A 13,511-nucleotide genomic window follows, 5' to 3' on the forward strand; every position below is an offset into this window, starting at 1 on the left:
TCCTTACTATTCGGTATTATTGACCAGTCTTCATTAACTCTGCACACCAAAAAGCCCTGCACTCCCTTACGGAAAGCAGAGCTTTAATCAGTTAAATTAGTCAAAGTCGATCAACTATTCCAGTGAATAGTCCAACAGACCGCCCAGCTCCGCTTTTTCAGCAGGGGTAAGCTCTCTCCATGAACCTGTCGCCATTTCTCCAAGATGGATGTTCATGATCCGAATACGCTTCAACTTACGAACCTCGTAACCAAAGGCACTACACATCCGCCGAATCTGACGGTTCTTTCCTTCAGTCAGGATGATACGGAATACTCGATCCGTCATCCGGGTCACTGTACAAGGCAGGGTCATTTCACCCAGGATCTTCACCCCAGTGCTCATACCTCTAAGGAAACTCGGGGTTACAGATCGATCAACAGTAACGATATACTCTTTCTCATGGCGCCCTTCTGATCTAAGAATCCGGTTAACGATATCACCATCATTGGTCATCAGGATCAAACCTTCCGAGTCCTTATCCAGACGTCCAATAGGAAAGATACGTTCATCGTGCCCGACAAAATCAACGATATTGCCCTGAATATGCTGCTCGGTTGTACTTGTGATCCCGATCGGTTTATTCAGCGCGATATATACGTGTTTTCTCTTTTCCTTGATTGGCTTGCCATTGATTCGTACATCGTCGCCTTCTTCTGCCTGACTGCCCAGTTCAGCCTTAACTCCATTAATGGTTACCTGACCACTATCCACCAACTTGTCGGCTTCACGCCGGGAGCAATAACCTGTTTCACTAATAAATTTATTAATACGCAAAAGGTAATCTCACCTCATCTATTTCTCTTCATCTGTAAGCGTGTCATCTGTTACCTGATCTACCTCAATAACTTCCGGTTGTTGCTCGGATGCAGGCAGTTCAATAATAACCGTTGTTCCCTTGTTCATGACGCTTTTAATATCCATCATGCCCTTATGTGATTGAATAATGCGCTGACTGACCATCAGGCCAAGCCCTGTTCCAGACTCTTTATTCGTAAAGAAAGGCTCCCCAAGCTTGGGCATCATCTCTTCCGGGATACCGATCCCTTCATCCCTGATCTCAATTCTGACGCGTTTCGATTGCTCGTCATGCTTGAGCTTGATATGGATGTTTCCTCCATTTGGCATGGCCTCCATACCATTTTTCAGCAAATTGATGAATACCTGCTTCAATTGGTTCTCTTCACAGTGTACCATAGCCGAATCGGATGAGGCACGCAGTACAAATTCTACACCATGCAGATGCGCCTGACTATCCAGTAACGAGATGACATCGCCAAGAATAAAACGAATATCCCGATTCTGAAAATGAACCGCCTGCGGTTTCGCCAGAATCAGAAATTCACCAACGATAAGGTTGATGCGATCCAGCTCCGATAACATCAGATCCAGATGACGATGATTCAGCTTATTGCTCTCTTGCTGTAACTGTAGGAACCCGCGCAGCGTGGTCAGTGGATTACGAATCTCATGTGCCACACCTGCTGCAAGCTGACCCACGGTTGTTAGCTTCTCAGAACGTCTGAGCAGCTCTTCCATCCGATTACGACTTGTAATGTCCCTGGAGACGCTAATGAGTGCGGTAATCTCTCCAGCCTCGTCTCGTACCGGAGCTGTACTGACACTGACCTCTACTCGGGTCCCGTCTTTCTTCATCCAGGTAGTTTCGTTGGACGTAATGGACATCCCCTCAACGAGTTGGGCATGCTGACGTTTCATTTCTTCTTCTGCCTCTGGCGGGATGATCTTGAGATTACGACCTTCCACCTCACGACTTCGAAAGCCATATAATTGTTCAAATGCGCGGTTAACCCGCAGCACTTTTCCTTCAAGATCCGTAATGTGAATGGCATCCGCTGTCTGATTGATAATGGATTCCAGATGTTCTTTCACCGCCCGATTCTCTTCATACATCTGTTTCAGACGGCTCGTATAATGGCCCAGATTACGAATCATGGCATTAATACGATTGGCCAGCTGGCCAAGTTCATCCTTCCTCTTTACTTTCAGACGGAAATCAAAGTGCCCATCCGCTACATCATTCACTTTGCCCAGTATGGATTGGATCGGACGTGTAATATACCCTGCGAGCAAATAGCTGCCAAAAATCACAATCTCCAGCAAAACCAACGATATGGAGGCATGGCTCACCAACTGCTCAGATACCATGGAGGATATTTGCTTATAGTCCATGACAATACTGATCACATAGGAAGACTGATTGGGTGTGAAAATGGGAATAAAACTCTTCAGTACCTTCTGTTCGTGCGTTTCACTGACAAAAGATACATTTTGCCCTGTTCGAATGGCGCGCACCACAGCACGATGATCCTCATCCGTAGAACCATACTGGTATGTACCAAAACGAATCGGTCTGTTATTCAACTTGCTAAAGTTCGAATCTCTTCCGTCATCACCCATGTTCGGGCTGCCAAAAGTCAACGGATTGATGCCTGTAATCTCCAGAATGGAGGGATTGACCTCACGAATTTTATTTAAAATCTCATCCGGACTAGAGATTTTCACATAGTCATCAACTTCCGTATTATTATAGAAGGGATTGATTATGTAGTTTCTCTTTCCATCATGGTAGTAACCCCAGATATCAATATCCGAAGGACTGGATGTCGAATATTCGAATCCATCTGACCAGAAATGCTCCAACTTCTGCCCTTGGGGAATCGTCACCTGTTGTTTTTCAAATAATTGCTTAAAGGCCTGATACCAATAAGTCATGGATTTGGTGGACAGCCCGATTTCTCTCGGATCTGAGGAGCGGTTAACAACGATGTCATCATCCGTCTGCTCCATTAACGAAATATGTGAGACGCCGACCTTTTGGCTCAAGCGTACAAGTTCTTCATTTGTGATATTATTAATATCCGGGTCCAATTCTTCCGCTGCCATGACAGCAGCAAGCCACAGATTGTTTCCAATCTGCCGTTTTACATAATCCGAACTGTATTGATTCTGTTCGACAGCAATTGCAATCTGCTTTGCAGTGAGCACCATCTTGGTTTCACTGTCCTGCCTCAGATTCTCTTCTGTAGTATAATAACTCAGTGCGATATTCAACACTAAAATAACGAGCACTGAGCACGACATAATCATGGATAATTTCGTTTTAATAGACAAGTTTTTTTGTTCACCTCTCGGCTTGTACCCTCTGGCGATATATGGCAAAACCTATCTCCATCATAACGCTTGTATGTCTTTTTGAAAAGGATAATTGACCTGTGTCCAAAAGTTACCGAATGACTAAAAAGCTCGAAATTCGTTGTTTTTTGCATTTTCGAACTCTACAATGAAATTAATCACTATATTTATCCACATACCCACAGGCTTGTGGATAGTTTGTTTATAACTATGTGAGCAACTACGCGGTTATCCACAATTCTATACACAACATGTTAACAACCCGAATATTTGTTCGCTGAATAAACGATTTTGGAAGGAGTTATATAGTAATGAATGACCATTCTCCCCAGCCCGATCTTGGGAATTTATCTGAAGAGGCTCAACATGAGCACTGGATGCGAGAGGCCATTGCCGAGGCCTACAAGGCTGAAGCTCTTGGGGAAGTGCCGATTGGAGCTGTAATCGTACAAAATAACCAAATTATTGGTCGGGGATACAATCTGCGTGAAACTACACTGGATTCCACCGCCCATGCAGAGATGGTGGCTATTCGTCAGGCCAGCGAGACCATCGGAGCTTGGCGTTTGTTGGATTGTTCTCTGTACGTCACATTGGAACCTTGTCCAATGTGTGCAGGTGCAATTGTACAATCCAGGGTCCCCCGCGTAATCTATGGTACGGCTGATCCCAAGGCAGGCTGTGCAGGTACACTGATGAACCTGCTACAGGAGCCTCGTTTTAACCATCGCACCGAGGTGATCCCGGATATCCTTCAGCCCGAATGCTCTACGATGCTAACTCAATTTTTCAGAAGTCTGCGCCAAAAGTTAAAGTAGTCACCGACTACAAACATCCCAATTAGAAAGGAAGTGTGCTGTAATGGCACTAACACTCTATGATACAGCCAATGGCATAAGCCTTCGGTTGCTCACCCCCCAGGATACACAGTCCTATCTGGACCTGATTCAGGTCACACGCGTCCCATACCAGTCTGTAGAACCCGTGCGAGACGATGAATTCTATACACTGGATGCTCAGACCCGGCGGATTGAAGATCGGGTCAAGGCAGCAGAAGATGGTACAGGATATCAATTTGGAATCTATACTATTAAAGACAGCCTGCTAATTGGACAAGTAAGTATCAACAATGTCGTATTGGGCGTTGCCAATTATGCGGATATGGGTTACTTTATCCATCCAGATTATCAGGGTGGCGGACGAATGACAGCAGCGGTTAAACTGGCCGTAGCTTATGGCTTCCGTGCGCTGAAGTTAAATCGGATTCAGGCTGCAGTATTGCCCTCCAACAAAGGTTCACAGCGCGTTCTGGAGAAGAACGGATTCCAGTTTGAAGGTACTGCTCGCAAATACCTCAAGATCAACGGCAAATATCAGGATCATCAGATCTATGCTGTACTTGCTGAAGACTTGGACGAACTTGCAAACTAATTAAGAAGAAACGTATCCTCTCAACCGTCTGCATTCCAATTCAAAATATACAAATTTAATGTACAAAACCGCACTACCCTAGCTATGTAGGAGAGAGTGCGGTTTTATTAGTATAGATCACCAGCCACGATTCAAAATCAAAGATCATTATTTTGCGGATATCCCCTCTTACGCTGTCTAACAAAAAAAACCGCCTGTACCCAAGCGGAAGGAGATTATCCTTCACTTGAATCACAGACGGTTGAACTCAGCGAGATTAGTATCCGTATGAAGCGTTCATCAGTTCTTCGAACTCTTGCATAGTAATTACGTCATCGCCAGTAGGGATGTTGATTTTGAATGCTGCTTTTTCGTTAATCTTGGTGTACGTATTGGAACCGGTAAATGCCAATTTCACTTCGTCTTTTGTACCTTCTGGCTTGATCAGCACATCAGCGACCATCTTTTGATATACAGGGAAGTCGTTTTTGTCCAATGCGAAATCGATGTTGAATTGGTTGATTGTCAGAACATCTTTCAATTTATCCAAGTCTTTAGCCATTTCAGCCTGATCTGCTTCAGTGATCTTCAGATCTTCTTTAGCTTTGTCGATATCAGCCTGATCCATTTGCAGCATTTCACGATATTCCTCTTTGGACAGAATATCCAATACTTTAGGCATAGCTTTTGTTACCAGTACAGTAACTGCTTCCTTAACATTGTCATTATTCACCGAGAATTGTACAACTTGCTTCGCATCTACACCTTCAGGAAGTTTTGCATCTTTGGTGTCTAGATTTTTGAAGAATTTAGCTTGATCGTACTCGCTCAGCACTGCGTCCATAACTTCGTTACTCAGCTTTTGCGTTTTGGCTGCGTCCATAGCATCAGGGTTCCATTCTGTACCCTCTTGCTCAGCCAGTTCTTTCAGGTCAAGTTCCAGGAATTTGCCTACAACGTTCTCCGGAATCGGGAAGAACGGAATATTCGGCACTTTCACATAGAGTTTCTCTGCCGTCATCACCATTGGGATGTTAAAGGTCATACCCATGTCGCCTTTAAGCTCGATGCCAAGAGTCATCTCTGTCTGCATTGGCTCACTTTGGTATACACCTGTTACATTCAACTGAGCATCCTTCAGCATGCTCATAAACTGAGTCATGGTAGGATCAGTTTGTGAAGCATCCCCAGGTTTATAGCTCAATTCATTAATGGTGAAATTAGAACTCATTTCATACGAAGTCAATTTGGAAGCATTGGCCGCAGCCGTCTTCAATGCCTCTTTTGGTTCCTGCTTGCTGCTACATGCTGTCAATGCCATAGATACGGTCAACAGCAACGTGAGAAGAAGCGCCCCCATACGTTTAGTCATTTGTTTCTCTCCTCTCGTGATAACCCCAAAAAAAAGTAATTCAATATCAATGATATACCATATCACCAGATACCGAAACCTAATTTGGGAAAAATGTGATCTTTCCTCTTTAAAATGGCTACAAAGACCTATATCAGCTTGTGAATAACCATGTGCCTGTCTTTATATATGTATGAATACGCAAAAGCCCCCTGTTAGGTAACAAGGGACTTTTGCGTGAATCTGTTTCTTCTATTAACCTTGGGGATTCAAATGATCCACATGATTTTGATTTTTTACTTTTTTGGAACCGGATAATGGTTCCTGCATGGAAGAGCGTTTGGATGAATGACGATGCTGTTCGGATGCTTGCGCTTCCGGTACGGGAATTGTTTTTGGTTTGCTCATATTATTGCCCCCTCATCATTGTTAGGAATGGGATGGGTCCCTATCTTCCGTTTTGTCATGATTCAGTGCATCCTGATGACGGCGATCATTAATATCTTGCTGAATTTGCTGGGCATGATGACTGTTTACGGCAGGTTGCTCCAGATCATCGACTACATTTTGCAGGTTTTTGTCTACTCCCGCTTTGGCTTTAGTCAATTGAGTTCACTCCTTCAGATTTCAGGCTATTATCTCGTCTGGGATTGTAACGACTGGGCGCATTCATGAATGTGCCGTGTATAATCGTGAGCCAGTTCCTGAATCGGTTCTGTACGCTCATCCGTCGTTCGTCCATCCCGTTCCACATCAATCAGCTGTACGCTGACTTCACGGGAATCGACATATGCACATTTGAAATCAAAAGAGTACATCTCGTGCCCTGCTGTAGCAATGTGTATCCGAATCGCCTGCTGATCGGCTTCGTCGGCCATTACCTGAGCCTGGTCTCCAACATTCAGGACTTGAGGCAAACGTTCTTGCCAAGCCCCTACAAGCTCTGTCTGATCGATGTTTAACTCGCGGTTCATCTTACCACCTCCACTCCTATAAAGTGCGGCGATGAAGATGTTTTTATACATATTAGCCTTATTCAAAATATAACGTTGTACTGAGCAACGTATACATCGGTCACCAACCTGTATGCTCACTACGCTGGACAAACTCACAACGCAAAAAAGGACCCGAGCGATATCGCTCGAATCCTTGTTATAAGTGTAGTATGGCGGAGAGGGTGGGATTCGAACCCACGTGGAGTTGCCCCCTAACGGTTTTCAAGACCGCCCCGTTATGACCGCTTCGGTACCTCTCCAGGGAAATTAAATTTTATAAACTTGCCACGAAAAGTATCATACCACATCTCGACATTATAATGCAACCTTTTATATTAAAATTGATAATCTCGTATCAGACAACTTCCTCAGTTATACAAAACACTCCAATCCGCCATTCCGAAATGACGGATTGAATTTGTATTCCCCTTGATGAGGATGGCTAGCTAACTCTTACTTAAGAGCGACGTGCAATCACACTTGCACCGCCCATATAAGGACGCAATGCTTCAGGAATGACAACCGTACCATCTTCCTGTTGATAGTTCTCCAGGATAGCGGCTACCGTCCGTCCAACAGCCAATCCTGACCCGTTCAATGTATGAACAAATTCCGGTTTGGCTTTTGGCTCTCTGCGGAAACGGATATTGGCACGACGTGCCTGGAAATCCTCACAGTTGGAGCATGAAGAAATCTCACGATAGGTATTGCTCTCAGGCAACCATACTTCAATATCATACGTTTTAGCTGAAGTGAAACCCATATCTGCCGTGCACAAAGTCAGGACGCGATACGGCAAGCCCAACAATTGAAGCACACGCTCCGCATTTTGAGTCATTTGCTCCAGCTCTTCATACGAAGTCTCTGGAGTAGAGAGCTTGAGCAGCTCTACTTTGTTGAATTGATGCTGACGAATCAAGCCGCGTGTATCCCGTCCAGCCGAACCGGCTTCAGAGCGGAAACAAGAGCTGTATGCCACAAAGTGTTTAGGCAATTGATCTACATTCAGAATCTCTTCGCGATGGTAGTTCGTTACCGGAACTTCAGCAGTAGGGATTAGATAATATTCAGTATCTTTCAACTTAAACAGATCTTCTTCGAACTTAGGCAGTTGACCTGTTCCAAACAAGCTGTCCCGATTCACGATGTATGGAGGCAGAATCTCTTCATATCCATGTTGATCGCTGTGCAGATCCATCATGAAGTTGATCAATGCACGTTCCAGACGCGCACCCAGACCTTTATAAAAGGTAAAACGGGAACCTGTTACTTTGGCAGCCGCTTCAAAATCAAGAATATCGAGATCCTGCGCAATTTCCCAGTGTGCTTTTGGTGCAAAAGTAAATGACTTCGGCTCTTCCCAACGACGAATCTCAACATTGTCGTCTTCAGAAGCTCCAATCGGTACACTTTCGTTAGGAATATTCGGAATCGCCATTGTGAGATCATTGATCTTCACTTCCAGTTCCCGAACTTCTTCGTCCATGGCCTTGATTCGATCAGAGACTTCGCGCATCTCCACAATCAGATCATCAGCATTCTCACGATTCTTCTTCAGTCTAGCAACTTCCGCAGAGACCGTATTCCGACGGCTCTTCAGTGTTTCACTCTCTTGAAGCAATTCCCGACGCTTGGCATCCATCTCGGTAAATCCAGCGATAAGATCCAGCGATTTGCCACGTTTATTCAATGCTTCTTCTACACGCGCATACTCATTCCGCAATATTTTCACATCAAGCACGATATACCCCTCCTAAATAACCTCACAACGTGAAGCCTTATGTTAAAATCCATTCTCAAAACTCTACTGTATATACCTTACTATATACTTATCGGAACCTGTAACCCAAAAAAAAACCTATATCCCCGGTGTTACCCTCCGCTGCGATTCCCGCTATGAAGCAGATACAGGCAACATCAGGCATCCGTTCAGATGCAACTGCCATCCAGCGGCCTTACACGGCTTCTGGGGAAGTGATCCGATGACCGGGAGATCATAGGTTGTACATCATGCATTATTTAGAGTCTACCGTGTGTTTGTAGGATCTGGCCATGTCTACAAAATAAGTATGCAGACGATAGTCATCCGTCAATTCCGGATGGTAGGAGCAAGCCAACAAATGTCCCTGACGAGCCGTAACAATCTCATCCTTGTATGTGGAGAGTACCTCCACCTGGTCTCCGACACTCTCGATCAAGGGCGCCCGTATAAATACAGCCCTTACCGTCTCCTCAATGCCTTTGACTGGCAAATCCGTCTCAAAACTCTCTCTCTGCCGTCCAAATGCATTTCGGGATACTGTCATATCCATTAGCTCCAAATGAGCTTCTTCTTGCCCTGCAATGTGTTTAGCCATAACGATCAAGCCAGCACAGGTACCAAATACCGGTTTGCCCTCAGCAGCAAACGCCCGAATGGCATCCATAAACCCATACTTGCGCATCAGTTTACCGATCGTCGTGCTTTCCCCGCCAGGAAGGATAAGACCATCCAAGTCCTCCAATTGCTGAACCTGTTTGATAGCTATACCTTCTGCTCCAGCACGTTCAATACTTCGAATATGCTCTGTGACAGCTCCTTGAAGTGCTAAAACGCCGATCTTCATACGCTCATTCCCCTTCTCTTACCAGCCACGATCTTGCATACGGTAAACGAACATTGTACTTTTTTACTTCATCATACGTGAATTCTAACTTGATATTTTACCGGAAAAATTGTAAATATACAATCCATCCGGTCGGAATAACTTGTATTTTGTCAATGATATGACCATGTAAACATTAAAATCATGATCATACTCTCTCCATGAAGTTTGTTATGGACTAAAACAGGTTTTTAATCCCGTCAAAAAGATCCACAAAGAAATCCTTCACAGCACGGAAGAACAAACGGAACCATCCGCCTTTTTCAGCCTCTTCAGCAGTGATCAAGTTCACTGTTTTTTCCTGTGGCTCAATTCCATCTGCTTTATACGTGTACGTTACCGTACCAACCTTCGTACCTGCCTTGAGTGGTGCTACCAACTTGTCAGCCTCAGTTACGTTGGCTTTGAACGTCACATCCAGGTTCTGAGTACCTTTGGGTACAACAAAACTTACCGCATTATCTGTTACAACAGGAACGGTTGTTTCTTTCCCTTTTTTCAAAGGTACCGCTTCCCAGCCCGTCACTTTGGTCTTGCCTGCAACAGCCTGTTTCACTTCAAAGTTGTTAAATCCATAGTCCAATACCTTTTTAGTTTCTCTGAAACGTGCGGATTCCGAATCTGTGCCCATAACAACACTAATTAGACGCATACCGTTACGTTCTGCTGTACCTGTAAAGTTATTACCTGCGTTCGTGGTATGGCCTGTTTTCATTCCATCCAGACCTTCATAGGCATAGCTTTTGAAATTGGTTATATTTTTATTCGCTTCCAGCATCCAGTTGTAATTGATAATTGGGGCTTTATCATTGGGACGGAACTTGTAGGATTGAATCGTTGTAAATTCTGTGTAGTCCGGGTGATCCATAATGATGTATCGGCATAGAATCGCAGCATCCAGAGCGGACATCACAGTTTCCTTGTCTTCAGCTGGGCGGAAATCAGCAGGCATATCTGCTCGGTCGAGACCGGAAGAGTTGATGAAGAACGTATCCTTCATGCCCATACGCTTCGCTTCATCATTCATCATTTTCACGAAAGCTTCTTCCGAACCGGCAACATGTTCAGCCAAAGCAACCGTAGCATCATTGGCAGAGCCAACAGCCATAGCAATATAGAGATCCTTAACTGTGTGCTGGTCACCTTCCGCGAGGAAAATTCGCGACCCGATACTTTGTGCAGCATTCTTTTTAACAGTTACAATATCGTCCCAACCGAATTTACCTTGTTTGACTTGTTCGGCGACAATGTACTCTGTCATCATCTTGGTCATACTTGCAGGTGGCATCGCTTTATCCGCATCAACATTTAGTAGAATCTGTCCCGTTGAGGCTTCCATTAGCACCGCTGATCTAACCTCAAGCCCAAGTGAGTCTACCCCAGGCACCTTTACGGCTTTCTCCGTCTTCGTTGTTGTTGCCGTAGCAGTCAGAACCTGACTGGAGTTGTCCGCAGCAGCCATGACCGGCATTACTGCAGACATGCAAAGCATGTTAATTAGCATTACCGAGGCTACGCTCTTTTTGAGCATTTGGCGTTTCTTTTTATTCATGTGTTTGGCTTTCAATGATGAATACTCCCTTCGATCCAAAGCATTATTAATTGCTTCAGTGCAGCTTATGCTGCGATTTTCTTGTTCCCTAACCTGCGTGTTTGATGTATGAGATGTGTGCTATATGCGCTGTATCGAACGAGCAATATTATTGCTCCTAAAGTTCGTTATCGATTGTCACTTAGTCCGCATTTTGCAAATGCTTATGTAAAAGGACGTCCGCGCTTCTGTTTACCTGGCAGCCTTTTCTGGCACTGCATTTGCTTTTCAAAACCATATTCATAGATTCACGTCAAAAAGCCGCCGCAACGCCTTAATCCATCCATGGATCGTCACCGCTTGTTCTATTCTATCACAGGGGTATCTGCAAAAAAAGACAGACCCGGTGAAAATCACCGAGCCTGTCCTGGAAATGATTAACTCTCTTCAGATTACAACGAGTAGTTAGGTGCTTCTTTGGTAATCTGTACATCATGGGGATGACTTTCGCGCAGTCCCGCACCTGTAATTCGGATAAAGCCTGTATCGTTACGAAGTTGCTCCAAGTTACTTGTACCACAGTATCCCATACCCGAACGCAGACCACCAATCAGTTGGTGGATCGTATCAGACAATGGTCCTTTGTAAGCGACACGACCTTCGATTCCTTCCGGAACCAGTTTTTTGTCATCATCTTGGAAGTAACGATCTTTACTACCTTGTTTCATTGCAGCCATTGAACCCATACCGCGGTATACTTTGTAGCTACGTCCTTGGAAGATTTCAGTTTCTCCCGGGCTTTCTGCTGTGCCGGCAAACAAACTTCCCAGCATCACCGCGTGTGCGCCTGCAGCCAGTGCCTTTGTAATTTCACCAGAATATTTAATTCCGCCATCCGCGATAATCGGAACTCCATATTCGCGTGCCACTGTTGCACAATCGTACACTGCAGTTACTTGAGGTACACCAATACCAGCGATAACACGTGTTGTACAAATCGAACCTGGACCAATACCCACTTTGACTACCGAAGCCCCTGCTTCGATCAGGTCACGAGTGGCAGCGCCAGTAGCGACGTTACCTGCAACGATGGTCAGGCTAGGGAAACGTTCACGAAGCTGACGTACAGCTTCAATGATATTGATGTGGTGTCCGTGAGCCGAGTCTACCGTAATCAGGTCGACACCAGCTTGTACCAAAGCATCAGCACGTTCAAATGTATCTTTGGAAATACCAATCGCTGCACCAACCAACAAACGGCCTTGAGCATCTTTGGCTGCATGAGGGAATTGAATGGCTTTCTCAATATCTTTAATCGTGATAAGACCTTTTAACGTGTTTGTCTCATCAACTAATGGAAGTTTCTCAATCTTGTGCTTCTGAAGGATACCTTCAGCTTCTTGTAGTGTAGTACCTACAGGAGCGGTAACCAGATTCTCATGAGTCATGACTTCGCTAATTTTGATGCCGTAATCATGGATAAAACGCAGATCGCGGTTAGTCAAAATACCAACCAGCTTCTGATCTCCTTCAATAATAGGTACACCGGAGATCCGATATTTCGCCATTACTGCTTCCGCATCAGATACCAGATGATCTGCCGTCAGTGAGAATGGATTCGTAATAACACCACTCTCCGAACGTTTAACACGATCTACTTCTTCTGCCTGTTGTTCAACCGACATATTTTTATGAATAATACCGATACCGCCTTCACGTGCAATGGCAATAGCCAATGTCGCTTCAGTTACCGTATCCATACCCGCACTGATCAAAGGAATATTTAGCTTTACAGTATCACTCAAACGTATAGATACATCTACTTCTTTAGGCAGTGTCTCGGATTTCCGTGGCACTAGCAATACATCATCAAAGGTGAGGCCTTCCTTACCAAATTTATCTTCCCACACGCAAGTGTTCCTCCTTATGTTTGCTCAGCTTTACGGTCCAAAACCCGAAGATTCCAGGCTGTATTTTACGCCGAAAATACGTTTTCTGAAAAATTTATTATTGCCATCTTAGCAAAGCGATATTTAGACTGTCAAGGAAAAGTACTTGGTTATATCAGGTGTATTGCCTGATGAACACAACTGTTTTTCCAGAGCGGACAAGTCTAGTTATTACGCAAAAAAACGTCAATTCGTATCGAATAACGTTACATGTATACATCCTATTGTGCTGATAAATTAACAAATTCAATCTGTATTTTAATCCCATACTGCATAATAAAAATATATAATAAAAACCACCACCGAATAACATCGGCAGTGGTTCTTTGCTTGGCGGCGTCCTACTCTCCCAGGACCCTGCGGTCCAAGTACCATCGGCGCTAGAGGGCTTAACGGTCGTGTTCGGGATGGGTACGTGTGGAACCCCTCCGCCAT

12 protein-coding genes, 1 tRNA gene and 1 rRNA gene are annotated in these 13,511 nt (G+C 44.6%); 2 read left to right on the forward strand and 12 right to left on the reverse strand.

The window, feature by feature from the left end; translation table 11 throughout:
- Positions 1–114: 114 nt before the first annotated feature.
- Both rluF and EL84_RS06555 read right to left on the reverse strand, forming a co-directional pair.
- The gene (gene rluF / locus EL84_RS06550) at positions 115–816 is read right to left on the reverse strand and encodes a 23S rRNA pseudouridine(2604) synthase RluF (RefSeq protein WP_036607293.1); all 702 of its coding nucleotides are present in this window, start codon (positions 814–816) and stop codon (positions 115–117) included.
- 18 nt (positions 817–834) lie between these two features.
- Positions 835–3,174 (reverse strand): ATP-binding protein, encoded by a 2,340-nt coding sequence (locus tag EL84_RS06555; RefSeq protein WP_047841153.1) that lies wholly within the window; start codon positions 3,172–3,174, stop codon positions 835–837.
- Between the two features lie 332 nt (positions 3,175–3,506).
- Between EL84_RS06555 and tadA the strand changes: the two genes are divergently transcribed.
- Both tadA and EL84_RS06565 read left to right on the forward strand, forming a co-directional pair.
- Positions 3,507–4,013, forward strand: coding sequence for a tRNA adenosine(34) deaminase TadA (tadA, locus tag EL84_RS06560; RefSeq protein WP_047841146.1), 507 nt, complete (start codon positions 3,507–3,509; stop codon positions 4,011–4,013).
- 43 nt (positions 4,014–4,056) lie between these two features.
- Positions 4,057–4,626, forward strand: coding sequence for a GNAT family N-acetyltransferase (locus tag EL84_RS06565; RefSeq protein ID WP_047841147.1), 570 nt, complete (start codon positions 4,057–4,059; stop codon positions 4,624–4,626).
- Positions 4,627–4,882: 256 nt separating this feature from the next.
- On the opposite strand, the gene EL84_RS06570 is transcribed toward EL84_RS06565, so the two are convergent.
- The 10 genes from EL84_RS06570 to rrf all read right to left on the reverse strand — a co-directional run.
- Positions 4,883–5,977, reverse strand: coding sequence for a hypothetical protein (locus EL84_RS06570; RefSeq protein WP_047841148.1), 1,095 nt, complete (start codon positions 5,975–5,977; stop codon positions 4,883–4,885).
- Between the two features lie 234 nt (positions 5,978–6,211).
- Positions 6,212–6,364, reverse strand: coding sequence for a small acid-soluble spore protein P (locus tag EL84_RS06575; protein ID WP_036607296.1), 153 nt, complete (start codon positions 6,362–6,364; stop codon positions 6,212–6,214).
- Between the two features lie 21 nt (positions 6,365–6,385).
- Positions 6,386–6,562 (reverse strand): hypothetical protein, encoded by a 177-nt coding sequence (locus tag EL84_RS32225; RefSeq protein WP_017691325.1) that lies wholly within the window; start codon positions 6,560–6,562, stop codon positions 6,386–6,388.
- Between the two features lie 29 nt (positions 6,563–6,591).
- On the reverse strand, positions 6,592–6,930 hold the full coding sequence (locus EL84_RS06580; protein ID WP_036607297.1) for a hypothetical protein: 339 nt from the start codon (positions 6,928–6,930) through the stop codon (positions 6,592–6,594).
- 192 nt (positions 6,931–7,122) lie between these two features.
- A tRNA-Ser gene (locus tag EL84_RS06585) sits at positions 7,123–7,211 on the reverse strand.
- A 197-nt stretch (positions 7,212–7,408) separates the two neighbouring features.
- Positions 7,409–8,692 (reverse strand): serine--tRNA ligase, encoded by a 1,284-nt coding sequence (gene serS / locus EL84_RS06590; protein WP_047841149.1) that lies wholly within the window; start codon positions 8,690–8,692, stop codon positions 7,409–7,411.
- 274 nt (positions 8,693–8,966) lie between these two features.
- Positions 8,967–9,557 (reverse strand): pyridoxal 5'-phosphate synthase glutaminase subunit PdxT, encoded by a 591-nt coding sequence (gene pdxT, locus EL84_RS06595; RefSeq protein WP_036671585.1) that lies wholly within the window; start codon positions 9,555–9,557, stop codon positions 8,967–8,969.
- Positions 9,558–9,774: 217 nt separating this feature from the next.
- Complete coding sequence (locus EL84_RS06600) at positions 9,775–11,163, reverse strand: D-alanyl-D-alanine carboxypeptidase family protein (protein WP_047841150.1); 1,389 nt, start codon at positions 11,161–11,163, stop codon at positions 9,775–9,777.
- Between the two features lie 416 nt (positions 11,164–11,579).
- Positions 11,580–13,037: an IMP dehydrogenase gene (guaB, locus tag EL84_RS06605; RefSeq protein ID WP_036607306.1), complete on the reverse strand. Its 1,458-nt coding sequence runs from the start codon at positions 13,035–13,037 to the stop codon at positions 11,580–11,582.
- Between the two features lie 367 nt (positions 13,038–13,404).
- Positions 13,405–13,511: ribosomal RNA gene (gene rrf, locus EL84_RS06610) — 5S ribosomal RNA — on the reverse strand; the annotation flags it as partial.

It is taken from the genome of Paenibacillus sp. VT-400 (assembly GCF_001029205.1).
GTDB lineage: Bacteria > Bacillota > Bacilli > Paenibacillales > Paenibacillaceae > Paenibacillus > Paenibacillus amylolyticus.

Excerpts from the sequence above, each read along its gene's own strand:
- EL84_RS06565 (WP_047841147.1), top strand. The coding sequence starts at position 4,057 with ATGGCACTAACACTCTATGATACAGCCAATGGCATAAGCCTTCGGTTG.
- EL84_RS06570 (WP_047841148.1), bottom strand. The coding sequence starts at position 5,977 with ATGACTAAACGTATGGGGGCGCTTCTTCTCACGTTGCTGTTGACCGTA.
- tadA (WP_047841146.1), top strand. The coding sequence starts at position 3,507 with ATGAATGACCATTCTCCCCAGCCCGATCTTGGGAATTTATCTGAAGAG.
- EL84_RS06575 (WP_036607296.1), bottom strand. The coding sequence starts at position 6,364 with ATGAGCAAACCAAAAACAATTCCCGTACCGGAAGCGCAAGCATCCGAA.
- EL84_RS06580 (WP_036607297.1), bottom strand. The coding sequence starts at position 6,930 with ATGAACCGCGAGTTAAACATCGATCAGACAGAGCTTGTAGGGGCTTGG.
- pdxT (WP_036671585.1), bottom strand. The coding sequence starts at position 9,557 with ATGAAGATCGGCGTTTTAGCACTTCAAGGAGCTGTCACAGAGCATATT.